The 25,751-nt window shown below is 62.3% G+C and carries 23 protein-coding genes and 2 pseudogenes; 5 read left to right on the plus strand and 20 right to left on the minus strand.

Features of this window, described 5'->3' with window-relative positions:
• Positions 1–35: 35 nt before the first annotated feature.
• The 4 genes from NKH99_RS18520 to NKH99_RS18535 form a co-directional block, all read right to left on the minus strand.
• Positions 36–3,194, minus strand: coding sequence for an efflux RND transporter permease subunit (locus NKH99_RS18520; protein ID WP_353014921.1), 3,159 nt, complete (start codon positions 3,192–3,194; stop codon positions 36–38).
• Complete coding sequence (locus NKH99_RS18525) at positions 3,191–4,438, minus strand: efflux RND transporter periplasmic adaptor subunit (protein ID WP_352815365.1); 1,248 nt, start codon at positions 4,436–4,438, stop codon at positions 3,191–3,193. The genes NKH99_RS18520 and NKH99_RS18525 overlap by 4 nt, the downstream gene beginning before the upstream one ends.
• Positions 4,439–4,606: 168 nt before the next feature.
• Positions 4,607–5,203 (minus strand): LysE family translocator, encoded by a 597-nt coding sequence (locus NKH99_RS18530; protein WP_352815367.1) that lies wholly within the window; start codon positions 5,201–5,203, stop codon positions 4,607–4,609.
• A 131-nt stretch (positions 5,204–5,334) separates the two neighbouring features.
• Positions 5,335–6,291: an acyl-CoA desaturase gene (locus NKH99_RS18535; RefSeq protein ID WP_353014924.1), complete on the minus strand. Its 957-nt coding sequence runs from the start codon at positions 6,289–6,291 to the stop codon at positions 5,335–5,337.
• A 186-nt stretch (positions 6,292–6,477) separates the two neighbouring features.
• Between NKH99_RS18535 and NKH99_RS18540 the strand changes: the two genes are divergently transcribed.
• Positions 6,478–6,882 carry a metalloregulator ArsR/SmtB family transcription factor gene (locus NKH99_RS18540; RefSeq protein WP_352539574.1) on the plus strand — a complete coding sequence of 135 codons (405 nt, stop codon included), beginning with the start codon at positions 6,478–6,480 and terminating at the stop codon, positions 6,880–6,882.
• Here NKH99_RS18540 and NKH99_RS18545 read toward each other — a convergent pair whose 3' ends face one another.
• The 7 genes from NKH99_RS18545 to NKH99_RS18575 all read right to left on the minus strand — a co-directional run bounded on the left by NKH99_RS18545 (position 6,883) and on the right by NKH99_RS18575 (position 13,122).
• Positions 6,883–7,569 carry an SEL1-like repeat protein gene (locus NKH99_RS18545; protein WP_353014926.1) on the minus strand — a complete coding sequence of 229 codons (687 nt, stop codon included), beginning with the start codon at positions 7,567–7,569 and terminating at the stop codon, positions 6,883–6,885.
• 2 nt (positions 7,570–7,571) lie between these two features.
• Positions 7,572–8,144 (minus strand): acetolactate synthase small subunit, encoded by a 573-nt coding sequence (gene ilvN / locus NKH99_RS18550; RefSeq protein WP_023676680.1) that lies wholly within the window; start codon positions 8,142–8,144, stop codon positions 7,572–7,574.
• Positions 8,145–8,209: 65 nt separating this feature from the next.
• On the minus strand, positions 8,210–9,961 hold the full coding sequence (locus NKH99_RS18555; protein ID WP_352471629.1) for an acetolactate synthase 3 large subunit: 1,752 nt from the start codon (positions 9,959–9,961) through the stop codon (positions 8,210–8,212).
• 352 nt (positions 9,962–10,313) lie between these two features.
• Positions 10,314–11,474, minus strand: a complete 1,161-nt coding sequence (locus tag NKH99_RS18560; RefSeq protein ID WP_352501012.1) for a PcfJ domain-containing protein — start codon at positions 11,472–11,474, stop codon at positions 10,314–10,316.
• Between the two features lie 218 nt (positions 11,475–11,692).
• A complete protein-coding gene (locus tag NKH99_RS18565) occupies positions 11,693–12,220 on the minus strand; it encodes a GNAT family N-acetyltransferase (protein ID WP_352926746.1) in 528 nt (175 codons plus the stop codon).
• 22 nt (positions 12,221–12,242) lie between these two features.
• Positions 12,243–12,554, minus strand: coding sequence for a hypothetical protein (locus NKH99_RS18570; RefSeq protein WP_352767809.1), 312 nt, complete (start codon positions 12,552–12,554; stop codon positions 12,243–12,245).
• Position 12,555: 1 nt separating this feature from the next.
• Positions 12,556–13,122 (minus strand): helix-turn-helix domain-containing protein, encoded by a 567-nt coding sequence (locus NKH99_RS18575; protein WP_353014929.1) that lies wholly within the window; start codon positions 13,120–13,122, stop codon positions 12,556–12,558.
• A 151-nt stretch (positions 13,123–13,273) separates the two neighbouring features.
• Here NKH99_RS18575 and NKH99_RS18580 point away from each other — a divergent pair, with 151 nt between their 5' ends.
• Positions 13,274–15,100, plus strand: coding sequence for an ATP-binding protein (locus tag NKH99_RS18580; protein WP_353014931.1), 1,827 nt, complete (start codon positions 13,274–13,276; stop codon positions 15,098–15,100).
• Between the two features lie 36 nt (positions 15,101–15,136).
• Here the strand turns inward: NKH99_RS18580 and NKH99_RS18585 are convergent.
• The 3 genes and pseudogenes from NKH99_RS18585 to miaA form a co-directional block, all read right to left on the minus strand.
• Positions 15,137–15,521 (minus strand): annotated as a pseudogene (locus NKH99_RS18585) (ester cyclase).
• A 131-nt stretch (positions 15,522–15,652) separates the two neighbouring features.
• Positions 15,653–16,447, minus strand: a complete 795-nt coding sequence (locus NKH99_RS18590) for a GGDEF domain-containing protein (protein ID WP_352501016.1) — start codon at positions 16,445–16,447, stop codon at positions 15,653–15,655.
• 107 nt (positions 16,448–16,554) lie between these two features.
• Positions 16,555–17,520 (minus strand): annotated as a pseudogene (gene miaA / locus NKH99_RS18595) (tRNA (adenosine(37)-N6)-dimethylallyltransferase MiaA); the annotation flags it as partial.
• On the opposite strand from miaA, the gene serB reads away from it, so the two are divergent.
• Entirely contained in the window at positions 17,510–18,397 is an 888-nt protein-coding gene (gene serB / locus NKH99_RS18600) for a phosphoserine phosphatase SerB (RefSeq protein ID WP_353014933.1), read from the plus strand. The pseudogene miaA and the gene serB overlap by 11 nt on opposite strands.
• Positions 18,394–18,966 (plus strand): GNAT family N-acetyltransferase, encoded by a 573-nt coding sequence (locus tag NKH99_RS18605; RefSeq protein ID WP_353014935.1) that lies wholly within the window; start codon positions 18,394–18,396, stop codon positions 18,964–18,966. Before serB ends, NKH99_RS18605 begins: the two co-directional genes overlap by 4 nt.
• 47 nt (positions 18,967–19,013) lie before the next feature.
• On the opposite strand, the gene NKH99_RS18610 is transcribed toward NKH99_RS18605, so the two are convergent.
• The 5 genes from NKH99_RS18610 to NKH99_RS18630 all read right to left on the minus strand — a co-directional run bounded on the left by NKH99_RS18610 (position 19,014) and on the right by NKH99_RS18630 (position 24,423).
• On the minus strand, positions 19,014–20,531 hold the full coding sequence (locus NKH99_RS18610; RefSeq protein WP_352539566.1) for a DegQ family serine endoprotease: 1,518 nt from the start codon (positions 20,529–20,531) through the stop codon (positions 19,014–19,016).
• 145 nt (positions 20,532–20,676) lie between these two features.
• Positions 20,677–21,639, minus strand: coding sequence for a protease modulator HflC (gene hflC / locus NKH99_RS18615; RefSeq protein WP_352539565.1), 963 nt, complete (start codon positions 21,637–21,639; stop codon positions 20,677–20,679).
• Entirely contained in the window at positions 21,639–22,733 is a 1,095-nt protein-coding gene (hflK, locus tag NKH99_RS18620) for an FtsH protease activity modulator HflK (protein WP_352471619.1), read from the minus strand. Before hflK ends, hflC begins: the two co-directional genes overlap by 1 nt.
• A 161-nt stretch (positions 22,734–22,894) precedes the next feature.
• Entirely contained in the window at positions 22,895–23,413 is a 519-nt protein-coding gene (locus tag NKH99_RS18625) for a dihydrofolate reductase (protein WP_352471618.1), read from the minus strand.
• Entirely contained in the window at positions 23,413–24,423 is a 1,011-nt protein-coding gene (locus NKH99_RS18630) for a DUF4424 domain-containing protein (RefSeq protein ID WP_353014937.1), read from the minus strand. The genes NKH99_RS18625 and NKH99_RS18630 overlap by 1 nt, the downstream gene beginning before the upstream one ends.
• A gap of 141 nt (positions 24,424–24,564) precedes the next feature.
• Here NKH99_RS18630 and cobF point away from each other — a divergent pair, with 141 nt between their 5' ends.
• Complete coding sequence (gene cobF / locus NKH99_RS18635) at positions 24,565–25,338, plus strand: precorrin-6A synthase (deacetylating) (protein ID WP_353014939.1); 774 nt, start codon at positions 24,565–24,567, stop codon at positions 25,336–25,338.
• Between the two features lie 32 nt (positions 25,339–25,370).
• Here the strand turns inward: cobF and NKH99_RS18640 are convergent, their stop codons facing one another.
• Positions 25,371–25,712 (minus strand): winged helix-turn-helix domain-containing protein, encoded by a 342-nt coding sequence (locus NKH99_RS18640; protein ID WP_023676697.1) that lies wholly within the window; start codon positions 25,710–25,712, stop codon positions 25,371–25,373.
• Positions 25,713–25,751 lie beyond the last annotated feature (39 nt).

A 25,751-nucleotide genomic window follows, 5' to 3' on the forward strand; every position in this document is an offset into this window, starting at 1 on the left:
ACCTCCGGCCGCAAGCACCACGGCTTGGGCCAGCGCTATTCGGCTGCCGCCTTTTGCGGCACCGGTTCTTCCTCCTCGTCGAACAGTGACGGCTGGTCGACCGCTTCGACCGGGCTCGGCTCGCCCCGGCGCCGCGCCCACAGCTTGACCAGCCAGCCGGAAAAATGCTCCATGTAGACGTAAATCACGGGCGTGACGAACAGCGTCAGTGCCTGCGAGGCGACAAGACCGCCGACCACGGCCACGCCGAGAGGCTGGCGCAGTTCCGCGCTGGCGCCGGTGCCGAGCGCGATCGGGATGGTACCCATCAGCGCGGCAAGCGTGGTCATCATGATCGGCCGAAAGCGCATCAGGCAGGCCTTGTGGATGGATTCGACGGGCGACATCCCCTCGCGCCTGAGTTCCAGCGCCACGTCGATCATCATGATGCCGTTCTTCTTGACGATGCCGATCAGCATCAGGATGCCGATCACCGCGATCACCGACAGATCCATCCCCGCCAGCCGCAGTGCCACCAGCGCGCCGAGCACCGCCGATGGAAGCCCGGTCAGGATGGTGAGCGGGTGGATGAAGCTCTCATAGAGCATGCCGAGAACGATATAGATGGTCAGAATCGCGCCGCCGATCAGCAGCCCCTGGTTGGAAAGCGAATCCTGGAACGTCTTGGCCGTGCCCGAGAAGGCGGTCGAGATCGTCGGCGGCATGCCGATCTTGTCCTTCAGCCCGTTGATGTGGCTCACGCTGTCGCCGAGGGCCACGCCTTGCGGCAGATTGTAGGAGATGGTCACTGCCGGAAGTTGGCCGAGCTGGTTGACGGTCAAAGCACCGGCGGTCCGATCGACGCGGGCGAACGCACCGAGCGGCACTAGGCTGCCGCTCGCCGTTCTCACCTTGATGGCCAGCATCCGCTCGGGCGACCACTCGATCTTCGGATCGAGCTCCATGATCACGTCGTAGCTGTCGGCCGAACCGAAGATGGTCGACACCTGCTGGGTGCCGAAACCGCCGTAGAGACTGGAGCGCAGCGTGTCGGTATCGACGCCGAGGTTCGCCGCCTTGTCGCGGTCGATCACCAGCGTCGCCTGTAGCGCGTTGTTCTGCAGGTCATTGGTGACGTCGGTGAAGGCGGCATGATCGGCAGCCATCGCGTCCGTCAGCCTCTGCGCCCAGACGTTCGTCAGGCCGGTATCGAGGCCCTGAACGGCAAGCTGGTAGGCACTCGCCGAAGAACGCGCGCCGAGCCGCAGGTTCTGCACCGGCTGCATGTAGGTTTCGATGCCGGGCACATTGGCCAGCTGGCGCCGCAGGTCCGTAAGCACCTTGTCGATGTTCGGTCGGTGGTCCTTGTCTTTCAGCTGCACAAACAGCTGGCCCTGGTTGAGCGCATTGTTTCCACTGCCCGCCGACCAGCCGACATGCGCGACGTAGGGCGAATGGGTGAAGACATCCGCCACTTGCCCCTGCAGCTTCACCATCGCGTCAAACGAAATGTCCTGGCGCGCGATGGTCGTCACCGAGACCTGGCCGATATCCTCCTGCGGGAAGAAGCCCTTCGGCGAAATCTGGATCAGCCACACCGACAGCCCGGCGGTCACGAGGAAGACAAGGAAGACAAGGAAATTGTGGCGCAGGCAGAATGTCAGCAGCCTGTCATAGCCCCGCATGAAGACGTTTTGTCTATGGCCTTCACCGTGCGCTGCTTTCTGCTCGGCTTTCGATAATGACAACAGCCGCGAGCACAGCATCGGCGTCAGCGTCAGCGAGACGAACATCGACGCCAGGATGGCGACCGTCACCACCACCGCGAATTCGTTGAAGATGCGCCCGATCACGCCGCCCATCAAAAGCACCGGAATGAACACGGCGACCAGCGAGATCGAGATCGAGATGATGGTGAAGCCGATCTCGCGCGCGCCCTTGAGTGACGCCTCGAGGGCCGAGAGCCCGTCCTCCTCCATATGGCGGAAAATATTTTCCAGCATGACGATGGCATCGTCGACGACAAGGCCGACCGCCAATGTCAGCCCCATCAATGAGACGTTGTCGATGGAAAAGCCGAACAGGTACATCACGCCCAGCGTGGCGATGAGCGAAATCGGTACCGCCACCGCCGGGATGATCGTCGCCGTCACCCGGCGCAGGAACAGGAAGATCACCATCACCACCAGCGCGATGGTGAGCAGGAGCGTGAACTGCACGTCATCGACCGCCTCGCGGACCGATGTCGAGCGGTCGTTTAGCAACTGGATGCTCGCCGCTGCCGGCATCTGATCGTCGAAGGAAGGCAGCATCGCCTTGACGCGGTCGACGACGTCGACGGTATTGGCATCCGGCTGGCGCTGCACCGCCATAATGATGGCGCGGGTGCCGTCATACCAGCTTGCCGTCGTCGTGGTCTCGACCGAATCGATGACGCGGGTCACCTCGCCGAGCCGCACCGGATGGCCGTTCTTGGTGGCGATGATGATGTTCGAGAATCCCGCCGCATCGGTCAGCTGCGTGTTCGCGGTGATCGTCAGCTGCTGTTTGTTGTTCTTGAGCACGCCGAGCGGCGTGTTGCTGTTGGCCGAGGCAATGGCCGTCTGCAGCTGGTCGATCGAGATGCCGCGTGCGGCGAGCGCCGTGGGATCGATCTGGACGCGTACGGCATATTTCTGCTGGCCGTAGATCGAAACCTGCGCAACGCCGTCGATCGTCGACAGCGACGGCGAAATCACATTCTCGGCAAACGCGTCGAGATCGGTCAGCGGAATTGTGTCGCTGACCAGCGACATCAGCAGGATCGGCGCGTCGGCTGGATTGACCTTGCGGTAGCTCGGCGGGCTGGTCATCTCCGGCGGCAATTGTCGTTGCGTGCGTGCGATCGCTGCCTGGACGTCAGCGGCGGCTGCATCGATGTCGCGGTTGAGCACGAACTGAATGGCGATCGAGGTCGAGCCGAGCGAGTTGGTCGTCGAGATCGAATCGATGCCTGCGATAGTGGCAAACTGCTTGATCAGAGGCGTTGCCACCGAGGTCGCCATGGTTTCCGGCGAAGCCCCGGGCAGCGAGGCCGAGACGTTGACAACCGGAAATTCGGCGCTTGGCAGCGCCGCGACCGGCAGGAATTTGTAAGCAAATAGTCCGCCCAGAACCAGGGCGAACGACATGAGCAGCGTGGCGACGGGCCTGCGGATGCAGAATTCGGAAATCATGGCTGTGTTCCGCCCGTCCGGTCAGCCTCGGCAACCTTCGGAGCCGCCTGATCGCCGGTGCCGGTCGAAGCCTTGCCTTCGCGCACCGCCGCGCCGTTCTTCAGTTTGGTCTGACCCTCGACGACGACACGCTCGCCGCTTTTCAATCCTTGGCTGATTGCGGTGCTGGTGCCTTCTGTCAGCGCGACCTGCACGGGCCGCATTTCAACGGTGTTGTCCGGCTTGATTACATAGACGAACGGGCCCTTCTGGCTGGGCTGGACGGCGACCGTCGGAACGGACGTCATTTGTGGCATGATCCCGGCATCGAGCACGACGTTGACGTATTGGCCCGGCCATAGCGAAAGATCGGCGTTCGGCACACTGGCCCGCGTTGCGATCGTGCCGGACGCCGTGTCTACGCTGGAATCGACGAAATCCAGCGTTCCCTTGCCGATCGGCTTCGGGTCGCCGTCCTTGGTCAGCGTCACCGCACCTTGCTGCGGCGCTGCCAGCGCCTTGTGCAGCAAGGCAAGATCGCTTTCGGGGAGATTGAAGTTCACCTGCAGCGGGTCGACCTGCGTGATCGTCACCAGTGGAGTCGACGTGCTGCTGCCGTTGCTGGTGGTGACGAGATCGCCGACGGCGACGTTGACTGCGCCAAGCCTGCCGGAGATCGGCGCCCTGATCGTGGCGAAGCCAAGCTGGATTTGGTCTGCATCGATCGTTGCCTTGTCGGCGTCGACGGTGGCCGCGGCGGATTTCTGCGCCGCGACGGCCTGATCGTAGGTCTGCTGTGTTCCGGCCTGCCTGGCGACGAGATTTTTGGCGCGCTGAAGATCGGCCGTGGCGCTGGCAAGCAGCGCCTGGTCTTTTGCGAGCGTCGCCTGATCGCGTGCCAGTTGCGCCTTCAACGAGCGATCGTCCAGCGAGAAAAGAAGGTCGCCGGCCTTCACCATCTGTCCGTCCTTGACCGCGATTGCGACGATCTGGCTCGAGACCCGCGCGTTGATGCTGACCACGGCAGGAGAGGACACAAAGCCGATGGCATAGCGCCGGACCGGGAAATCGGCCGTCGCAGCGGTGGCGGCAACCACCGAAGTCGTACGCGCGGCATTTGCCGCTGCAGCGGGCTTGTCCGCCGTCGCCGTCTGCTTCGCCGACAGCATCTGCTGAAGACCGCTCATTGCGCTGGGCGAAAGATAGAGCCACGCCGCGGCAACGCAGGCTGCAGCGATCACCGCTAATACGATCTTTCCGCGCATCGACAAAAGACCTCTCGATCCGACACGCCGCTATCCGGTGGCCGTAGTCTAGCTCAACTCGCAGCCTCTTGCCGCGCTTTTGCCAGATAATAGAGGATGCCGAAGGCGAAAAAGGGCCAAAACCCGTCATTACGAAGATTTAATGTGCAGTGCACAATAGAACGGCAGCTAACGCAGCATCGGCCACAGCGTCGCCGCAAGCATCACACCCATGGCGATGTTGAACCATTTGAGCCGCACCGCATCCGCCAGAAAGCCGCGCAGCGCCATGCCGAAACCGGCCCAGGTCGAAATGCTCGGCAGCATGACGACGGCGAAAGCGGCTGCGATCAGCACCACCGACACAAACGGGCGTTCCGGACTGGTATAGACGGCCATGGCTGTAATCGCCATCACCCAGGCCTTGGGATTGACCCACTGGAATGCCGCAGCCTCGATGAAGCGCATCGGCTGGCCCTTCGTCTTGTCTTCGCCGCCGAGCGAGCGCGACATGGCGATCTTCCAGGCGAGATAAAGCAGGTAGAGGCCGCCAGCGATCTTCAACCCGGTATGCAGCACCGGAAAGGTCGTCAACACGGCGCCAAGCCCGAAGCCTACGGCAAGCAACAGCACGAGGAAGCCGAAGCCGATGCCGAGCATGTGTGGCACGGTTTTGACCAAGCCGAAATTCACGCCCGAGGCCAAAAGCATGAAATTGTTCGGACCCGGCGTGATCGAGGTCACGAAGGCATAAACCAGCAGAGCAAGGAATGCATCGAAGGTCATGGAGGATCGCAAAGATCAATAATACTGAAATACTGACTTAAATCGATGAGGTGCTGAGTGCAAATGCAATTCGTTGGTCCACGCGCGCCCAGCGTTCTTTCATATCTTAGGCCAATATCCGCTGAGAACATCTATCTGCGGTAGGGCTGCACCGACCATAGATCTGAATCCGGGGCAGTTTCGCGCTGACGGCGCACGCGTCGCAGCCCTTTGCGTCTCGGCGTATTCTCCGGAATCTTGACGCTGTGCGCCAGACCCAGGATCGCCAGAACCTGAATGAATAGCCAGCCGAGATCGATCTGTCCGTGTTCCAAACCAAGCCGTGCAGACTCGGGAAACGCGTGATGGTTGCCGTGGAAACTCTCGCCGAACGTTACCAGCCCGAAACGCGGCAAATTGTATCCTTGCACGGCAACGTCGTCGACGCGCCATCCTTGCTCCCCATCTCGGTGCGCAAAATGCCCAACCAACCAATGCCCGGTAAGCGACACTGAAACGCGCACCGCGATTCCCCATACCACCCAATCCCAGCCGCCAAACGCGAAAAAGAGGATCGCGCAGGGCAGTTGTTGCAGCATCCAGGTGCGTTCGACGAACTTGTAGAACGGGTCATTCCTAATCGAGGGTTCGATGATGAAGGTGGGTGGATTGCGCAAAGCGACCGCGCAATGCATCTGCCAGAAGGCATCGGTGAAAAATGGCCGACGATGGGCATGGAGATCGTGACATGCGGTCTGGCGCTGAGCCCAGTCACGAATATCGTGAGCATAGATCATCCCAAAAGGACCGGCCATGCCGACGAGCACGCCAAGGTAGACCAGCGCATGCTCGACCCAGATATGAACCTTGAACGACCGGTGGATGAGCAGACGGTGCATCCCCACCGAGTGTCCGGCGCAGATTGTCGCCGCCGTTGTCGCAACGAATAAGGCGAAGGCACTCCAGCTAAATGTCATCGGTCCCAACACAATGGCGGCGATCGTCATCGCCCCGACCCAGATCGACTTTGCCGGCACCCACACGACTTTGCCGTCTTCGGCGTCACTGTCCTGTTGGGAAATCATTCTGCCCGTGGATATGGTTTTCATCGGTACCCCTCCTCCTGCATGAACATTTCCGGACCACAGCCTTGCCTTCTGGCGCGTCGTCCGTTACTTAGGCAGTAAGCTAATCGTCTACTACTGCGAATTAGGTATTTAGGCAATAGTCTAAATGAAAATAAGAAAAGCGGACCGAGGCGCAGCCAACGCCTCGGCATCACAAGGTGGCAGACAGTGATCGAAGATGCAGAGCACGCAGCGGATGCCGAAACGGCTGCTCACGCAAATGGCGCGATACAGCGCGTGTTTGAAGCGCTATCTTCAGCGCCCCGGCGCAAGATCCTCGCCTATCTTGCGCACTCTTCCCTAACGGCGGGCGAGATCGCGGCGCGCTTCGAGATGTCGAAGCCGTCGATCTCGCAGCATTTGAGCATTCTGGAGACGGCCGGGCTCATCGCCAAGGAGCGGCACGGACAGTTCATCCACTACTCTCTGGTCCAGAACAATCTTGTGAACACGCTGAATGGATTTGTTCAGGATGTCTGCCCGGTATCGCGCCCTATCAAGAGAGAAAGCAAAGAACTTGGTCGAGGCGAGGCAGCGCAAAGATCGCAGTTGCGCAAATCTGAAAAGCCCTAGCTAGCGGCTTTGCATCGTTTTCATGAGCGCCTTGGCGTATCGGCAGGCGTCAAATTCCATAGCGATCTCGCAAGACTTTTTGTAAGCGGCCATCGCCTCGGCTTCGTCCGCAGAGACGCCTTCACCATGCTGAAGGGCGCTGCCATACATGGTGCAACCCCAGGCATCGCCCTCATTGCAGCTCAGCTTGAATGTGCGACAAGGGCAAGATTCGTTTGCACTACCGGCGGCAAGCAGTTTGTTTAGCCCAAGCCGACCCAAGAGAATTCCCGCGCCGCGATTTGTGCAGCCGCCGATACTGCCAGTAGCGCAGGCCTGGGCGAACATCTCCTCGGTCCATTGCTTGTCTTCTGGCGAGTGCTCCTGGATGACCCTGGCCGTCTCGAAACAGGCTTCGCCCCTGCGTCCGTCGAAACACCGCCTGGCACAGGCCAAGACGTCTTTCTCACAACCTTGGTAATCTATTCCCGGCGTGGAAAAGAGCGCGTCATCGGCGCCCGACGCCCTGCGCCAAATATCGGCCGGGCATTGTTGGAAATAATAGCTCGGTGTGCCCCTGCGGTCGATTTCTTCAAACAATTTCGGCAGCACTGACTTGTCGAATACCGGCTCCTGGCTGGCCGCCGCCGTCGTGACCGCAAGAACGATTGCGCCGGCGCCTGCTAGAATTGCCGCCGCGAGCATCATGATCACATCCCTTGCGGGCCGCGGTTCATCGCCGCCACCCCGGTACGGCAGATCTCGACCAGCCCGAGCGGTTTCATGATGGCGATGAACTGATCGAGCTTGGAGCCCTTGCCGGTGATCTCGAAGATGAAATGCTCGGTGTTGGCATCGATGACGCTGGCGCGGAATGCATCGGCGAGCCGGAGCGCCTCGACGCGGGCTTCGCCGGTGCCGGCGACCTTGACCAGCGCGAGTTCCCGCTCCAATGGCCGCTCCTGTCCGAATTCCTGCGACCGCACGGTGAGATCGACGACGCGGTGCACCGGCACGATGCGCTCGAGCTGGTGCTTGATCTGCTCCAGCACGTGCGGCGTGCCGCGCGTCACGATGGTGATGCGCGACAGGTGCTTTTCGTGCTCGGTTTCCGAGACCGTCAGGCTCTCGATGTTGTAGCCACGTCCGGAAAACAGGCCGATGACCCGCGCAAGCACGCCCGGCTCGTTGTCGACGAGGACCGAAAGCGTGTGGTTCTCTGGTTTTTCCGTCTCCTTGGCGATGAAATAGGCGGAGCCGGTCGGTTGCAACTGTGCGTTCATGATATGAATCTCGATTTCAATTTTTGCGCTAATCTGCTGTTTCCGCACAGCTTCCTCGAACCAGGCTACACCAGTTCCCTGCCCTTGGCGTCGATAGCGTTGGCCACAGCTTCGTCCGTCGCCTCGTCCGGCAACAGCATCTCGTTATGCGCCTTGCCGGACGGGATCATCGGGAAGCAGTTGGCGAGCGTCGCCACGCGGCAGTCGAACAGAACAGGCTTCTTGACCGCTATCATTTCCTTGATGGCGTCGTCGAGCTCGTCCGGCTTGTCGCAGCGAATGCCGTGGCCGCCATAGGCTTCGGCGAGCTTGACGAAATCCGGCATCGCCTCGGTGTAGGAGTGCGACAGCCGGTTGCCGTGCAGCAGCTGCTGCCACTGCCGCACCATGCCCATATATTGGTTGTTGAGGATGAATATCTTGATCGGCGCCTCGTGCTGCACCGCGGCGCTCATCTCCTGCATCGTCATCTGCACCGAGGCGTCGCCGGCGATATCGATGACCAGCGCATCCGGGTGCGCGATCTGCACGCCGAGCGCGGCCGGCAGGCCGTAGCCCATCGTGCCCAGTCCGCCGGAGGTCATCCAGCGGTTCGGCTTCTCGAAATGATAGTGCTGCGCCGCCCACATCTGATGCTGGCCGACCTCGGTGGTGATGTAGGTGTCGAGGTCCTTGGTCAGCGCATAGAGCCGCTGGACGGCATATTGCGGCATGATCACCTCGTGGTTCATCTTGTAGGCGAGCGAATCGCGGGCGCGCCATTTGGCAATCTGCTCCCACCACGGGTGAAGCGCTTTCTTGTCGGCCTTGGCGGTCGCCCGCCACAGCCGCACCAGATCCTCCAGCACGCGCCCGACATCGCCGATGATCGGCACGTCGGTATGGACGTTCTTGTTGATCGACGACGGGTCGATGTCGATGTGGATCTTCTTCGAATTCGGCGAAAACGCCGTCAGCCGCCCGGTGATGCGGTCGTCGAAGCGCGCACCGATGCAGAGCATGACGTCGCAATCGTGCATCGCCATGTTCGCTTCATACGTGCCGTGCATGCCGAGCATGCCCATCCAGTTCTTGCCCGACGCCGGATAGGCGCCGAGGCCCATCAGCGTCGAGGTGATGGGAAAGCCGGTGAGGTCGACCAGCTCGCGCAGCAGATGGCTCGCCTCCGGGCCGGAATTGATGACGCCGCCGCCCGAATAGATGATCGGCTTTCGGGCAGCCCCCATCAGCTCGACCGCCGCCTTGATCTTTTCCAGGTCGCCCTGGACCTTCGGTTGGTAGCTGGTGCGCGGCGCCGTCTGCGGCGGGACATAGATACCCCTGGCGAACTGCACGTCCTTCGGGATGTCGACGACGACCGGACCGGGGCGCCCTGTCGTTGCCACATGGAAGGCCTCGTGGATCGTTGCCGCGAGCTCGTTGACGTCCTTCACCAGCCAGTTGTGCTTGGTGCAGGGCCGCGTGATGCCGACCGTGTCGCACTCCTGGAACGCATCCGAGCCGATCAGCGAAGTCGGCACCTGGCCGGTCAGGCAGACCAGCGGGATCGAGTCCATCAGCGCGTCCTGCAATGGCGTCACCGCATTGGTGGCGCCCGGCCCTGAGGTCACCAGCATGACGCCGGCCTTGCCAGTCGAGCGCGCATAGCCTTCCGCCGCGTGGCCCGCGCCCTGCTCATGGCGGACGAGGATGTGCTCGACCTCGTCCTGCTGGAAGATTTCATCGTAGATTGGCAGAACCGCGCCGCCCGGATAGCCGAAAACATGCTTGACGCCATTGTCCTTCAGCGCCTGCACCACCATTTCGGCACCCGTCATTTCGCTCCTTGGCATTTCAGTTCTTGGCATTTCGCGCCGCTCATTCTGTCCACTGCTCATCATTCTGGTCCCGTACTGTTCGCCATCTGGCGATTGCTCGTCGTTTAGTCGTGTTTCGGGCAATAAAAAAGGCCCCCGAGGGAGCCTGTGTCTTGCGCATGGGAGGTCACCGCCCGGCGGTTACACCGCCTTGCCCACGCGCTTTCCTACGAGAATGAGTGCCTTTTTCATGGTGGCGGACAATAGAATTGGTTTGACGCCGCTGTCAACGGCGAATGTGCACTTGGCCCGACGTCGGCACATCCGCCCATTATGCACCCGCGCCGCCTTTCCGCCGCGCGGGTCTTCCGTTTCAGGCGCAGAGCACCACACCCCTCGCCTTGGCCCAGCGCTCGATGATCTTGCGCTCCTCGAGCGAGGCGAGACGATTGCCGAAACCGCGCACCTGCACCGCACGGTTTTGCGGGTCGAGTTCGATCGTCAGCAACCGCTCGATCTTGCCCAGCGCCGAGCGCCGCAGCACCCAGATCGAGGCATTGCCGGCGATGCATTTGGCCGCGTATATCGAGACGCAATGATGCATCGCCCGGCTCTCGGCGACCAGATCCTCAGCTGTCTTCAACTGACGGACGAAGAAACGCTCGCCATGCGCCTTTGCCTCCTTGGTCGACGGCTGCCAGTCCCAGTCGTCCAGGCACGAGCCGTCCCAGGCGCGACCCTGCGACTGCGTCCCGGCAGTACGCGTGGTCCGCCCGGCAGCGCGGCGGCGCATTGCCTCGATGCGTTCGATCGCGGCAATGTCTCGATGCCATTCCAGCATCTGCCGACGCAGCGAGGCAAGCGTGCGACCCTTCAGGCTGTACGCCGCATCGCGCTGGTGCACGGCGCCGATATAGTCGCAAAGATCGTCGATCTCCTCCTTCGACGCGGGTTGCCCGCAGAAGAACCGTGTCACCTCGCGCCAGAAGGCCAGATCGTTACGTGGCGTGCGCGCGATTTTCGACTTGGCAAGTCGGGCCGCCAACCCGGAATCATCCGTGTAGGACCGGGCGATCACCACCCAAAATGCCTCGTCGAACGTGAAATCGCCGGGCAAGTTCAAGAAGCAATGCACCTCCTTGCGAGACAGCCACGCACAGGCGCCCGCCTTGTAAAGCGAGTCACCACGCGCCACTGCGATATACCAAGCCTTGCGAAGCGCAATCTCGCCGACATTCAACCCCGAGCTGTCCAGCCAGATCCCCTCGAGCGCGGCTGTAACCGGGTAGCGCGCATAGAGATGGCGCGCCGCGGCCAGCCGCAGCCGCTCGGGGTCGCGCGTCTTCAGCTTTGGACGCCACAGCGCGCCGTCGCGGATCGCCATGCCGGCAAAGCCCCGACGTGCCTCGTCGAGCGCCCGCTCGAAATCCGGAGCGGGACGCGGGACGGGAAAAACCCGCCGCAGCGTTACGGCATATGCTTCAATGCGTTCGCGCTCGGCATCCTGCCTGCGCTGGATCATGGACTTTGCCATGGCCGTTCTTCCTGATTGGAACCCTGTCAGCCGCACGCAATTCCAGCGTCGGCACGGAATGTGTCGATCTGGATCGCCGGGTCATTGACAGGTCTCCTTTCAGGACGACGGATCAGAATGGGCGGCTTCTCTAAGCTCGCCGCCAATTTGACGCAGAGCTATTCTTTCCACGCCCGCGATGGTCTGACGGGTGTTGCAAAGGTGCATCGTTGTCGCCATCAGCGTGTCCGGCCGACGCGTTTCCAGTAGATGAGGGTGCCTGTGAGCCCGCCATGCGGCTTCAGCGCATAATCCGGTATTTCGCCGGCCAGCGTGAAGCCGAGCTTTTCATAGAGCCCGGAAGCCCCCTCCTCTTTTGCCGTGTCGAGGACCAACAGCGTGCGGCCTTTCTCCACGGCAACGGCTTCCGCCGCCTCCATCAGGCGGGTTGCGATGCCCTTGCCGCGATAATCGAGGCGGGTCATCAGCTTGGCGATCTCGGCCCGGTGCGGCTGGTTGGGCGGGCAGTCGAGCAGCAAGGTGACGGTGCCGACCAGAGCCTCGCCGTTCCAGGCCCCAAGCACCGCCCTTTCGCCTCTGGCGGCCGCCTGAAGCGACCTGTTCCAGAAGGCCGCGGCCATCTCCGGCGCCAACGGATGCATGAAGCTGACCGAGCCGCCCGCAGCGACTGTCCCGATCAGCAGTTCCGTCAGCATTTTTTGCGTTCCGTCAGCATTGCTGAGTGGCCTGATTTCGATCGAACTCATGTCGTTCCCCTGTCGCCGTCCGTCAGTCGAAACGACTGGTCCGCTTGCGCTTCCTGGCCCGCCGGATTTCCGCGATGCGATCGGCGTCTTCCTCTTGCAGATGTCGCCCGCGTTCCAGCAGTTCGAGCGTGTATTCCTCATAGGTCAGGCCCAGCCGCTCGGCCTTGTGCAGCCGCATCAGCATGATCTCGCGGCTCGGCACTTTCCATGCCTGGGCATGGGCGGTCCGCCAGGCAAGAAAGACATAGGGGTCGCCCTTGCCCCAGGGCGGACCGTCATAGTCGTCGAGCGGCGGACCGCCATTGTCGCAGCGTTTTGGACGGCGCGCCTTCACCTCAGCTCCTGGCCAACGCAACCAGATAGTCGGCGGCGTCCGGCCCCGGAGCGTGAAAGACGCAATCGGATGGCGCGCCGAGCGCCAGGCAGTCGCCCGGTTCGAGCCGGTGAACGATGTCCCCCTCGGTGAATTCCAGCCGCCCGGAGATCAGCCATATCTGTTGCCTGATGAAGGCGTAAGACGCCGCCGGGAAACTTACCTTGGCGCCGGCCGGCAACTGGATCCGGATCAGTTCGAGGGGCATGTCCGAAACCGGCGAAAGATGCCGCCGCACATAACCCGTAGCCGGATCGCGCCAGAGCGGCTGGTCACGTTCGCGAAGCAGGCCACCGCCCTGCAATTCCGCCCTTGCGATCAATGTGGACAGCGTCATGCCGAAGGCGGCCGCAATACGCACAAGGAGTGCCGCCGTCGGGCTGGTCATGCCGCGTTCTACCGTGCTCAGCATGGCTTTCGAAACGTTGGACCGCTCCGCCAGCTCTGCCAGGGACCAGCCTCGAGCCACTCTTTCGGTATGTATTCTTCTGCCGATGGTCGAGGAGATGTCGTTCGCTATATCATCCATTAATCCAATATATCGAAATTCTTCTACAGAGCAACGGCCGTTTCATCCAGTTTTCGCAAACTCCTTAATGTCCGCTAAACCATCCGGCCTCATCCCACCTTAACCCCGTTCGCCTAGGCTCATCGCTTGGGAAAAGGGGACCGGCGTATCCATGCTCGTTGAACGCGAAGCCTCCATTGGGGAACCGACTTTGCTGGAGCGCCGCAGGGCGGAGCAGAACGACAAGCGCATTCTGGGCAATGTCGTGCAATGCGACGGCGCGCGCGCCACCATCAGCGCCTATGCCGACGATATCGAAGGCACGGTCACCGGCCTGTGGAGCGTCGGCAAGATGATCTCGATCAATCTCGGTACATCACGAACCGTCGGCCTGGTCTATGAAATCGGCAAGTCGGATCGTGCCTGGAGCAGCGAGGGCCAGAATCCGATCGAGGTCAGCATCGAATTGATCGGCGAGGTGCGCGACGGTACCGAACCCGGCGCGAAGCCGATCTTCGACCGTGGCATCACAACCTACCCGCATATCGGGGCCATTGCCCATCGTATCCGCAGCCGCGACCTGCAGGCCGTCTACGATCTCGCCGGTCGTCATTCGATCACCATCGGCACGCTGTCGCAGGACGAGGCGATCGACGCCAATATCGCCATCGACGATACGCTGGCGCGGCATTTCGCCATTGTCGGCACCACCGGGGTCGGCAAATCGACCGCCGTGTCGCTGCTCTTGCGCAAGTCGATCGCCGCCCGGCCCGACCTGCGCGTGCTCATCCTCGATCCACACAACGAGTTCGCCGCGTCGTTGCCCGAATATTGCGTCAGGGTCGATTCGACGACGCTCGACCTGCCCTTCTGGATGTTCAAGCTAGAGGAATTTGCCGAGGTGCTGTTTCGCGGCCGCGAGACGGTCCCGGAAGAGGTCGACGCCTTGCGCGATCTCATCCCCGCGGCCAAGAACCTCTACCGCAATCCGAACTCCGGCAACTATCTACGGCGCAGCACCGATGCGCTGACCGCAGACGCGCCGGTGCCCTATCGCATTGCCGACCTCATCAAGCTGGTCGACGAGCGCATGGGGCTGCTGGAAAGCAAGAACGATCGCCCGACCCTCAGGTCACTGAAGACACGTATCGAATCGGCGGCATCCGATCCGCGCTACCGTTTCATGTTCAACTCGCGCCTGATCGAGGACACCATCCACGAGACGATCGGCAACATCTTCCGCGTGCCGCATCACGGCCGCCCGGTGACCTGCTTCGAAATGGCCGGCATGCCGTCCGAGGTGGTCAATTCCGTTTGCTCGGTCCTGGCGCGGCTGGCCTTCGACCTGGCGTTGTGGAGCGAAGGCCGCCTGCGGCTGCTCTTCCTGTGCGAGGAAGCGCATCGCTATATGCCGGCCGATCCGCGCCTCGGTTTCGCGCCGACGCGGCACGCGCTGTCGCGCATCGCCAAGGAAGGCCGCAAATATGGCTGTTATCTCGGCGTCGTCACCCAGCGCCCGGGCGAACTCGACCCGACCATCCTGTCGCAGTGCTCGACGTTCTTTGCCATGCGGCTCGCCAACGAGCAGGACCAGGCGATCATCCGCTCGGCGATCGCCGATTCCTCGGCTTCGACGCTCGCGTTCCTGTCTTCCATGGGCCAGCGCGAGGCTATCGCCTTCGGGGAAGGCGTGGCGACGACGATGCGGATGAAGTTCGAAAAGCTCTCCGAGGATTTGATCCCCGGCACCGCCAAACGCGAGAATGCCTTGCCGTCCGAAACCGGCGACGAGGTCGACCTCGTGGCGATCGTCGAACGGCTGCGCAACGTGCCGAAATCACAACAGGCAATGCCTTTCGCGGAAGTCGTCGATCCGGGCCGGCAGGCCGGCGATTCGGACTATCGCAAGCGGTCGGCCGCACGCACCCAGCGAAACGACGATTTCGACTTGCGCTACGGCCTCAAGCCGGCGACCTTCGGCCTGCGTCCCCCAGAATGATTGAGCCGAGCGACTTTTAGGCAGCGCTCGCAGATATCAAAGCTGAGTTTCGATGGCTGTCTTGTCTATAACTGACCACACCTGGCGAATTTTCCCTCTCTGAAACTCATAAAATACGTTCTCGGCAAACGAAATTCTCTTCCCGCTTACATCGAGCCCAAGGAACGTTCCCCTTGGCGCGCAGTCGAAGCTTAGCCGGCTCGCTACATAAGGCGGATCGGCAACCAATAGCTGAATGTTGAAGTAAAGGTCCGGAATTTCGTCGAAGTCTCTCACCAACATTTCGAGATAGCCGGACAATCCGAGCTGCGACCGTTGTGGGTCACTTCATCATGAACAAACGCCCCAGATTTGGCCAATCCTGCTTGTTCAGGCATGCAATATAGCCTCGGTAAAGACCGGAGAGATCGGATTTAGTCACGGCAACACCTCTATTTCCGGCAAGCCCCGCAAAGGCAGCATCTCAGCTTGACGGGGTGATGTCGGTCTGCGTGCACCGGAAACGAAGAAAACGATACCAGACGGCCGGCATCACGAATTCAATGACGGAATTCAGGCACAGACGCGGTTGCGCCCTTGCCTCTTCGCCTCATAGAGCTGGCGATCGGCGCGGCGATAGAACTCCTCGGCGGTTTCCTTGCGATCCCAGACGGCAAGCCCGACGCTGGTGGTGATTTTCAGTCGGACGTTGCCCGTCAGCACCGACATGTTGGCGATCGCCTTGCGGATGCGCTCGGCGAATTTGGATAGCAGCTCGGCGTCCATATTGGGCGTGACCACCGCGAACTCCTCGCCGCCCAGGCGCGCCACCACGTCGTGATAGCGTGTCATGTCCTTGAGACAGTTGGCGACCGCCCGCAACACCTCGTCGCCGACATCGTGGCCGTGGCTGTCGTTGACCTGCTTGAAATGGTCGAGGTCGAGGATCATCAGCCCTACTGGTTTCTCGATGCGGCGGAACTCTTCGAGATATTCCTTCAGCGCATCGTCGAAATAACGCCGGTTCTGCATGCCGGTGAGGCTGTCGGTGAGCGCCGCATGCTCCAGCGTCTCCGAACGCGCGCTGAGCGAAACGGTCATGGCGCGCAGCTTGCCTTCTTCCGTCGCCTGCTTTCGGATCAGCGGGTAGATGAAGAAAATGCCGAAGAACAGCGCAGTCGCCAACAGCACGCCCGTCGCAAACAGCAGCTTGTTGAGATAGACGATTTCATCGAGTTTTGAAGGCGTATTGCTAATGTCGGCGGCCAGGGTTTGCAGGAGCCCATAGGCGTAAAGCGTCACCAGGCCGGCGGCCAGGATCACAAAAATAAAGACGAAAAAGGCTGATTCCGCCTTGTGGAAACGCATCTGCTCCCCGTTGGAAAGTTCGTAGCGATCTTATGGCATGCGGGAACTTACGGACAGTTAACCTGGACAACTTCAACGCGAAATGTCCCCTCGGTGTCGACTTTGCAGGTTGCGCTCGAAGGAGGGAGTGAGAGCATCGAGTCGATCCCCCCATCAGGACGCAATCTCTGCCATTCCGGGCCCAATTGGTGCCTGAACCAGGTCGCCTGCCGTTTGGCATATTGCCGCGTCGCGATTTTCGCGCGCTCGATGGCCTCGGGAAAACTGAAGGCGCCGGCCAGCGCGGCCTGAAGCTCGCGAACACCGATTGCTTTCATCGCCGGCAGGTCGGGATCGAGGCCGAGCGCTGAAAGCTGTTTCACCTCGTCCAGTGCCCCCTCATCCAGCATGCGGTCGAAGCGGGCATCGATCCGCTCCACCAGAGCCGCTCGCTCCGGCTCGATGACGAAAAAGCGCGCGCTGCTCCCGTCGATCAACGGCCGGCCACGCGCGGCCTGCCAGTCCAGGATGGAACGGCCCGACGCGTCGAGCACCTCCAGCGCCCGCACGATGCGCTGCCCATCCGTCGGCTTCAGCATCATGCCGGCCGCAGAATCCTCGCGCAACAGGATGCGGTGCAATCTCACTGCGCCCTGTTCCTGGAGCTCGTAGCGCCAGCGATCGCGGATCGACTTCGGAATGTCGGGCATCTCCGAGATACCTTCCGTGAGCGCCCGGAAATAAAGCCCGGTTCCGCCGACGAAAATCACTGGCCGCTCCGAAAGCGTGCCGTCGTCGATCAGCTTTATGACATCACGCAACCAGGCGCCGGTTGAATAGGCGGTGGACGGATCGACGTGTCCATAAAGAAAGTGGGGGACGCGGGCGAGTTCGGCAGGACCAGGCCGCGCCGTCAGCACGTCGAGCACCGAATAGCCTTGCATGGAATCGGTGTTGACGATGACACCGCCATTGCGCTCGGCGAGGTCGAGTGCGAGCGCCGACTTGCCGCTGGCGGTCGGCCCGGCTATCAGGATCGCGTTCTTCAGGCGGCCTTCGCCCGCCCGTCCGCTGGAATTTTCGATGCCGCTGATCGCCACGCTTCTATCCCATCCCGCCGGCCGCGCATTGACGCCGACGCTAGCGAATATGGCCTCGCGGTCGGTCGGCGCAAGCGCTGTTCGCTGGCTGGCCGAAGGCATCGCCTGCGAGCTCGACTTGCCGGAGACCGCCGACGCTTCCGAAATAACGGCGCGCCTGCGTGCCGCGCTGGCTTCCGAACCGATCGACGTGGCCGTCCAGCCGGCCGAGAACAGGCGCAAGAAGATCCTGATCGCCGACATGGATTCGACGATGATCGACCAGGAATGCATCGACGAGCTTGCCGACGAGATCGGCGTCAAGGATCGCGTCGCCGCCATCACGGCGCGATCGATGAACGGCGAGATCGCATTCGAGCCGGCCTTGCGCGAGCGCGTGGCGCTGCTCAAGGGTCTCGATGCCGCAATCATCGACCGCATCATCGACAATCGCCTGACGCTAGCCTCCGGCGGCCGCACGCTCGTCCAGACAATGGCGGCCAATGGCGCCTGGACGGCGCTGATCTCCGGTGGTTTCGACATCTTCACCACCCGCATCGCAGCATTGCTCGGCTTTCACGAAAATCGCGCCAACCGCCTGATCGAGCAGGATCGCCGCTTCACCGGCCTGGTCGCCGAACCGATCCTCGGCCGCGCCGCCAAGGCCGAAGCCCTTATCGAGATTTCCGCCGGCCTCGGCCTGACGCCTGCCGATGCCATTGCCGTCGGCGACGGCGCCAACGATCTCGACATGATCCGTCTTGCCGGCATCGGCGTCGCCTTGCATGCCAAGCCGGCCGTCGCAGCCGAGGCAAAGATCCGCATCGACCACGGCGACCTCACCGCCTTGCTTTATCTGCAGGGTTATCGCCGGGAGGAATTTGTCGAATGACGCCGATCCGCACCGAGCGCCTGATCCTGCGCAACTGGGAAGATCGTGACCGCGAGCTCTTCCATCGCATCAATTCCGACGAGTTGGTCATGGAATTCTTTCCGTTTCGCCGCGACCGTGCCCAGTCGGACACCAAGATGGAGGAGTTGCGCGCGGCTATCGATCGCGACGGCTTCGGCTTCGCGGCCGCTGAGATCGCAGTCACAGGCGAATGCATCGGCTTCGTCGGCATAACCCGAACTGATCATTTGCCATTCCTGCCGCCCGGCACGATCGAGATCGGCTGGCGGCTGGCACCCGAATTCTGGGGCCGCTTCTATGTCACCGAAGCAGCCGAAGCCTGGCTCACCTATGGCTTTGAAAGACTTGGCCTCGACGAAATCGTGTCCTTCGCAGTCAAGGATAACAGCCGGTCCACTGCCGTTATGGAGCGCCTGGGCATGATCGCCGACCCCGCCTCCGATTTCGACCATCCCGGTGTTCCGGACAGCCACACCGCACTCAGGCGACATGTCTTCTACAGGCTGTCACGCACAGACTGGCAGGCAAGAAAAAGAGCGGCCCGCTAGCCGCCCTTTTTCGTTTCAAGATCAGAGCATTGCAGGCTCTTCCGGACTCAATCCATCCGGATTGTCACAAACCTCAGCTCGCCGGTCTTCGACGCCAGCATCAACAGCGCGTTCTTGCGCCCCTGCTCCTTCAGCGCGCCGATCCGGTCCATGACGTCCTTGGGCGTTGCGACCGATTCCTGCGCGATCTCGGTGATCACCTCGCCCGGCTGGATGCCGCGTTCGGCAGCCGCCGAATCCTTGGAGACGTCGGTCACGACGACGCCGGAGACGTCGGCGGCGATGCCGAATTTCGTGCGCGTCTCCTCATTGAGCTCGCCGATCGTCATGCCGAGCACGGCAGCCGTCGAAACCGCAGGCGCCTTGTCGGCATCGTCCTGGTCGGCGTTGCCGTTTTCACCGCCGCTGGCAAGCTTTTCGCCGTCCTCGAGCCGGCCGAGCGTCACCTTGACGGTCTGCTCGACCCCTTTGCGCACGATGATCACGTCGACCGCCTTGCCGACCGGGCTCTCCGCCACGACGCGTGGCAGGTCGCGCATTTCATGGATGTCCTTGCCGTCGAACTTGATGATGACGTCGCCGGCCTGGATGGTGCCGTTGTCGACCGGCCCGCCCTTGATAACGCCGGCGACCAGCGCGCCCTTGGCGGTCGCCATGCCCAGGCTTTCGGCAATGTCGTCGGTCACCGGCTGGATGCGCACGCCGAGCCAGCCGCGCCGCGTCTCGCCGAACTGGCGAAGCTGGTCGACGACGCCCGAGGCAAGCTGCGACGGGATCGAGAAGCCGATGCCGATCGAGCCGCCCGATGGCGAGATGATTGCCGTGTTGATGCCGATGACCTCGCCGCTGCTGTTGAACAGCGGTCCGCCGGAATTGCCGCGGTTGATCGCGGCATCGGTCTGGATGAAGTCGTCATACGGGCCGGAATTGATGTCGCGATTGCGTGCCGAGACGATGCCGACCGTCACCGTGCCGCCGAGACCGAACGGATTGCCGATCGCCATCACCCAGTCGCCGACACGCATCGTGTTGGAATCGCCGAACTTCACCGCCGTCAGCTTGTGCCCTTTCGGATCGACCTTCAGCACCGCGACATCGGTCTTGGTGTCGGTGCCGACCAGCGTCGCCTTGAGCGTCACCCCATCGGAGAAATTCACCTCGATGTCGTCGGCATCGGCAATGACGTGGTTGTTGGTCACCACGATGCCCTGCTCGGCGTCGACCACGAAGCCGGAGCCCAGCGACTGCACCTTTTGCCCGCCGCCGCCCTTGTCGCCGCCACGGTTCTTGAAGAAATCGTCGAAGAAGTCCTGGAAGGGCGAGCCCTCCGGCAGCTGCGGCATCGGCACTGCGCCCGGCCCTTCAGTGCCTTTAACAGTCTGCGACGTCGAGATGTTGACCACGGCGCCAAGCAGGCCGGCGGCGAGATCGGCAACCGAGGGCGGCCCGTCGGCTGCCATCGTCGGCGCCACGAACGACGGAACGGCAATGGCGCCGACCAGAAGCGCAGCGGCCCCGGCGATGAACGTCCGCCTCGCTGCACGCAGAAGGGTGGTGGATGTCATCGAAAGGCCTCCGGGTGTTCTGAAAAAAGCGCTTCGGCAAAAAACGCCGCGTCGCGTCATGTTGGCAAGAAATAAGGCACGTTTGCGGCTATGGCTACCGCCAGAGAATAAATCCTCTGTTACGCCGGCTATCCCTGCACCGGCCCTACTGGCCGGTGCTTGGCTGGGCCGCCGGTGGCGCGGGAGCGGCAGGTGCTGGCGGTGCTGCCGCCGGTGCCGCAGGCGTTTCCTTGCTGTCCGGGTCGCGGAAGAAGCGGAAGAACTCGGAATTCGGCGACAGCACCATCGTCGTTCCTGCGCTGTTCAGCGCCGTGCCATAGGCATTCATCGACCGGTAGAAATCGAAGAAGGCCGGATCGCGCTGATAGGCCCCGGCAAACGTCGCGCTGCGCTGGGCTTCACCTTCACCGCGCAGGATTTCAGACTCTTTCTGTGCTTCGGCGACGATTTCGACCACTTCGCGGTCGGCGCGAGCCCTGATCCGCTGCGCTGCCTCGTTGCCGCGCGCCCTCAGCCGCTCGGCTTCGGCGAGACGTTCGGCCTTCATGCGGTCGAAGGTCTGCTGCGAGACTTCGGCCGTGAGATCGGTGCGGCGGATGCGGACATCCTCGATCTGCAGGCCAAGCGAGGTGGCATCAGGCCTCAGCTGATCGCGCACCTCGCGCATCATCACGGCGCGCTCTTCCGAGAGTGCCGCCTCGAAGTCGCGCAGGCCGTAGACGCGGCGCAAGGCAGCGTCGAGACGCGTCCTCAGCCGGGCCTCGGCCAGTTCGATCTGGCCGGAAACCGCGGCGCGGAACACACGCGGGTCCGAGATACGATAGGCGATAAAGGCATCGACCTCATAGAATTTGCCGCCCGAAACCTGGACACGGATGTTGTCGAGGTCGAAGCGCAGGACCCTGTTTTCGATCAGCTGGACGGTGTCGGCATCGAAGAAGGAGAATGGCGCCTTGAAATAGATGCCCGGCTGGTTCTTGACGTCGACGATTTCGCCGAACCTGAGCACCAGCGCCTGCTGGCGCGCATTGACGACGAAGACCGACGAATAGAGCAGGAACAGGATGACCGCGGCGATGACCGCAATGACGGGAAGACGGTTGGCCATCACTGGTTTCCTCCGGTGGCCGGTGCCGGCGCCTTCTGCTGCAATGCCGGCAGCGGCAGGTAGGGAACCACCCCTTGCCCGTTGCCTTGCTCGACGATGACCTTGCTCGAATCCTTCAGCACCCTCTCCATCGTCTCCAGGTAGAGCCGCTTGCGCGTCACTTCCGGCGCCTTTGCATATTCGTCATAGACCGAGATGAAGCGCTGCGCCTCGCCTTCGGCCTCCTGCACGACCCGGTTCTTGTAGGCGGCCGCGTCTTCGCGGATCTGTGCGGCCGCACCGCGCGCCTGGCCGAGCTTCTGATTGGAATACTGATTGGCCTGCTCGACGAACTTGTCCTCGTCCTGTTCGGCCCGCTGCACCTCGTCGAACGCGTCTGCCACCTCGCGCGGCGGCGCGGCGTCCTCGATGGAAATTGCGTTGACGTTGAGGCCGGCCTTGTAGCCGTCCAGCGTCGTCTGGATGATCTCACGCACCGACGCCGCAATGCCTTGCCGGTCGTCGCGGAAAATGTCCTGCGCCGGGCGCCGGCCGACCGCTTCGCGCATCGCGCTTTCGGCGACCTGCTGCAGCATGCCGCCCGGGTCGGACACGTCGAACAGATAGGCCTTCGGGTCGGAAACCTGATAGGCCACCGAGAATTGCACGTTGACGATGTTCTGGTCGCCGGAAAGCATCAGGCCATCGCCGCTGGTGCTGCCGCCGCCGATGCTGACAAGCTGCTCGGCGATGTTAGCGGTCTCGACCGTTTCGATGGGCCACCAATGGAAATGCAGGCCCGGCTGCGACAGCTCCGCCTTCGGCTTGCCGAACCTGAGCTCCACCGCAACTTCATCTGGCTGGACGGTGTACACTGCCTTGAACGCCCATAGCACCACCAGCGCCGCGGCAATCAGCCCGAACACGGCAGGGCTCGCGCCACCGCCGCCCGGCAGCGCGCGCCGCAACCGGTCCTGCCCGCGCCGGATGATATCCTCGAGATCGGGAGGCGAGCCCTGCGGGCCGCTGGGTCCTTTTGGTCCCTGACCCCAAGGCCCCTGATTGTTGCCGCCGCCCCACGGGCCGCCGCCGCCGCTCTTGTCGTTCCAGGGCATGAATGTCCTTTCGCTTGGAATTCCCTCAAGCGCCGGCTCACCGGCGCAAAATCCAATATTATTCTTCTATAGGGATGCGACGGCACGCTTTCAACGCGATCGGCTGCCGCCACTGTCCGCCTTTGGGTCCATCTAGACCTGTCGCGACCCCTTTGTCGCCTTCAATGCACGTCGCGGCGCCGCTCGTAAACCGAATAGCGTGTCGCATGGCTGTCCTTTTCGCCAGCCTCCACCTCCTGCGAGCGGACGATCCGCCACAGCGCCGGATCGATCGGCGGGAAATGGGCATCGCCGTCGACCGCGGCCAGAACATGGGTCACGTGCAGCCGATCGGCCAACGGCAGCGCCTGAGCGTAGATTTCGCCGCCGCCGATGACGCAGATCTCGTCGGCGCCGGCCATGCAGCGCCCGCGCACCGTCGCCAGCGCGATTGCGTCCTCGATCGAGTGCGCGACTTCGACGCCCTCGGCGCGCCATGCCTTGTCTCGTGTCACCACGATGTTGAGCCTGCCCGGCAATGGGCGGCCGATGCCTTCATAGGTCTTGCGGCCCATGATGATGGGCTTGCCCATCGTATCGGCTTTGAACCGCTTGAGATCGGTGGACAGCCGCCACGGCAACCCACCCTCGCGCCCGATCACGCCGTTCTCGGCGATGGCGACATAAAGCGCGAGGTCCATCAGCCGCCGTTTCCGCCATCCGACGGCTCCAGCAGCAATATGTCGATGTCATGCTCGGGGTAGAAGTTCTGCGCCTTCATCTCGAATGTCGTCGGTCCGATCTTCCTGACGTTTTCGCCGCAAAACGAGACCAGGTTCTTCGCATCGCCCTTGTCGACGGTCAGCTTGAAACTGCCGATGTTTCCCGACGCCCAGTTGCCGCCCGTGGTCAGGATATAGGCGATGCGGTTCTCGAAATATTTGGGGTAGCCGTCGGGATCGTCCTTGGCTGCCTTGCGCACGGCATTCTCGAAGGCATCGTCCATGCAGTAGCGTGTCTTGTAGGCGGCATACTGACCCTGGAACTGGCCGTCATAGAAGAAGCTGACCGAGGAGGTGCCGCCGACGCTCGGCTTGTAGCGATGCGAGACATGGACCGCCTTGTTGGCCGGAAACGTCGAGCGCCACCAATAGGTCGAGCGCAATTGCCAGAACGGCGTATAGACGGTCTTCATGCCCGAACCGTCGTCAGCAGTGTCCTCGATGATGATGCCGCGGTTGACCCAGTCGTCGGCGACCGCTTGCGGCAGCTTTGCCAGCGCTGCCTTGGCCGCATCGCCGAACGGATAGAACGGCACGCCCTGCGCCTTCAGGTCAGCGCCGATGTCGATGCCGAGCGCGAACACCTTCTGCTCTAGCTGCGGCTTTGCCGGCACCCCGTCGATCGTCACTTCGAAGCCGAGGAAATCGTCGCTCTGCGCCTCCGGAATCGCCGGTATTTCTTCGGGGTCGCCTTCGATGTCGGGCATCGGAAAGGCGACGATTGCATCGACATCCTTGTCGGTGTTGTTGCGGAAGACGTAATCGACCATCACTTTTTCCGGCGAGATGTAGAGATCCTCGCTTTCCATCGCCACCGCATCGCTGCGCGAAAGGATCAGCCCACCGGTGCCGAGTTCGGCGACCGAATCATTGGCGAGCGCAGGCGTAGCCGAGAGCGCCAAGGCTGCGGTCAGGACGTAACGGAACATGGAAACTCCCCCGGCGAGAATGCCAGCATGACTCTAGCTGTTCAATGTGGCGTTTCAAAGCCTTTCGGCAAATGCGCCGGCGCCTGCCGGCATGTCGTGTCGGTCTGGACACGCCGGTCCCGATCGGGCAGGAGTTCGCCCATGCGCAAGCTTCTCGTCATCGGCATCGGCGCCGGCAATCCGGAGCACATTACGGTCCAGGCCATTAATGGCCTCAACCGGGCCGACGTGCTGTTCATTCCCGACAAGGGCGCGAAGAAGAACGATCTCGCCGAATTGCGCCGCCAGATCTGCGACCGCTTCGTCATCAATCCGAACTCGCGCCGGGTCGAATTCGATGTACCGGTGCGCGCCGAGCCGGCGCCTTCCTACCGCTCGACCGTCGACGACTGGCACGAGGCGATCGCCGCGATCTACGAAGGCCTGATCCGCGACGAACTCCCTGAAGATGGCTGCGGCGCCTTCCTGATCTGGGGCGATCCGTCGCTCTATGACAGTGCGCTGCGCATCCTCGAGCGCGTGCGCCTCAGAGGCAATGTAGCGTTCGAGCTGGAGGTCATCCCTGGCATCACCGCCATCCAGGCACTCGCAGCCAGCCACAAAATGGCATTGAACCGGATCGGCGACGCCATTTTGATCACCACCGGCCGCCGGCTCGCCGAGGAAGGTCTGCCCGAAAACGCCGGCAGCACCATCGTCATGCTGGACGGCAAATGCGCCTTCAACACGCTGGACGACAACGACGTCACCGTTCACTGGGGCGCCTATCTCGGGACGCCCGACGAGATCGTCATCTCGGGCCGGATTGGCGACGTCGGCGACAAGATCGTGAGCACCCGTGAGCAGGCCCGCCGGAAAAAAGGCTGGATCATGGACACCTATCTGCTGCGCAAGCCGGGCGAGCCTAAGAAGTAACAGGGATCACACGCGGCAGAATTCCGCCGGCGTCACGCTGCGTCGATCTCGGCTTGCAGCGCCTCCATATGCGCCGCCGCTGCTGAAGACGCAGCCCGCTCGATCGCGCGGAAGCGGCTGACCACAGCAAGCCCGACCGACGTCAACTGGGCGCCACCGCCTTTTTTGCCGCCCGTCTGTGCCGCAACCAGCGGCTTGCCGAACACGCGGTTCATGTCTTCGACCAGATCCCAGGCGTGCTTGTAGGACATCTCCATGCCGCGTGCCGCGGCTGAAATCGAGCCGAAGGCGGCGATCTGTTCCAGAAGCTCGATCTTGCCCGGTCCGATGCGGCCATCTGGATCGAGATTTATCCGCAAACTCAGCGACGGCATTTGCTCCTCCGCGGTCACGCTATTCTACAGGTTCTGCAG

The organism is Mesorhizobium sp. M0854 (assembly GCF_040319815.1).
In the GTDB taxonomy this organism is placed as follows: Bacteria; Pseudomonadota; Alphaproteobacteria; order Rhizobiales; family Rhizobiaceae; genus Mesorhizobium.

Coding starts and splice junctions, on each gene's coding strand:
- NKH99_RS18520 (WP_353014921.1), bottom strand. CDS start 3,194: ATGATTTCCGAATTCTGCATCCGCAGGCCCGTCGCCACGCTGCTCATG.
- NKH99_RS18525 (WP_352815365.1), bottom strand. CDS start 4,438: ATGCGCGGAAAGATCGTATTAGCGGTGATCGCTGCAGCCTGCGTTGCC.
- NKH99_RS18530 (WP_352815367.1), bottom strand. CDS start 5,203: ATGACCTTCGATGCATTCCTTGCTCTGCTGGTTTATGCCTTCGTGACC.
- NKH99_RS18535 (WP_353014924.1), bottom strand. CDS start 6,291: ATGAAAACCATATCCACGGGCAGAATGATTTCCCAACAGGACAGTGAC.
- NKH99_RS18545 (WP_353014926.1), bottom strand. CDS start 7,569: ATGATGCTCGCGGCGGCAATTCTAGCAGGCGCCGGCGCAATCGTTCTT.
- ilvN (WP_023676680.1), bottom strand. CDS start 8,144: ATGAACGCACAGTTGCAACCGACCGGCTCCGCCTATTTCATCGCCAAG.
- NKH99_RS18555 (WP_352471629.1), bottom strand. CDS start 9,961: ATGACGGGTGCCGAAATGGTGGTGCAGGCGCTGAAGGACAATGGCGTC.
- NKH99_RS18560 (WP_352501012.1), bottom strand. CDS start 11,474: ATGGCAAAGTCCATGATCCAGCGCAGGCAGGATGCCGAGCGCGAACGC.
- NKH99_RS18565 (WP_352926746.1), bottom strand. CDS start 12,220: ATGAGTTCGATCGAAATCAGGCCACTCAGCAATGCTGACGGAACGCAA.
- NKH99_RS18575 (WP_353014929.1), bottom strand. CDS start 13,122: ATGGATGATATAGCGAACGACATCTCCTCGACCATCGGCAGAAGAATA.
- NKH99_RS18580 (WP_353014931.1), top strand. CDS start 13,274: ATGCTCGTTGAACGCGAAGCCTCCATTGGGGAACCGACTTTGCTGGAG.
- NKH99_RS18590 (WP_352501016.1), bottom strand. CDS start 16,447: ATGCGTTTCCACAAGGCGGAATCAGCCTTTTTCGTCTTTATTTTTGTG.
- serB (WP_353014933.1), top strand. CDS start 17,510: ATGCCGCTGATCGCCACGCTTCTATCCCATCCCGCCGGCCGCGCATTG.
- NKH99_RS18605 (WP_353014935.1), top strand. CDS start 18,394: ATGACGCCGATCCGCACCGAGCGCCTGATCCTGCGCAACTGGGAAGAT.
- NKH99_RS18610 (WP_352539566.1), bottom strand. CDS start 20,531: ATGACATCCACCACCCTTCTGCGTGCAGCGAGGCGGACGTTCATCGCC.
- hflC (WP_352539565.1), bottom strand. CDS start 21,639: ATGGCCAACCGTCTTCCCGTCATTGCGGTCATCGCCGCGGTCATCCTG.
- hflK (WP_352471619.1), bottom strand. CDS start 22,733: ATGCCCTGGAACGACAAGAGCGGCGGCGGCGGCCCGTGGGGCGGCGGC.
- NKH99_RS18625 (WP_352471618.1), bottom strand. CDS start 23,413: ATGGACCTCGCGCTTTATGTCGCCATCGCCGAGAACGGCGTGATCGGG.
- NKH99_RS18630 (WP_353014937.1), bottom strand. CDS start 24,423: ATGTTCCGTTACGTCCTGACCGCAGCCTTGGCGCTCTCGGCTACGCCT.
- cobF (WP_353014939.1), top strand. CDS start 24,565: ATGCGCAAGCTTCTCGTCATCGGCATCGGCGCCGGCAATCCGGAGCAC.
- NKH99_RS18640 (WP_023676697.1), bottom strand. CDS start 25,712: ATGCCGTCGCTGAGTTTGCGGATAAATCTCGATCCAGATGGCCGCATC.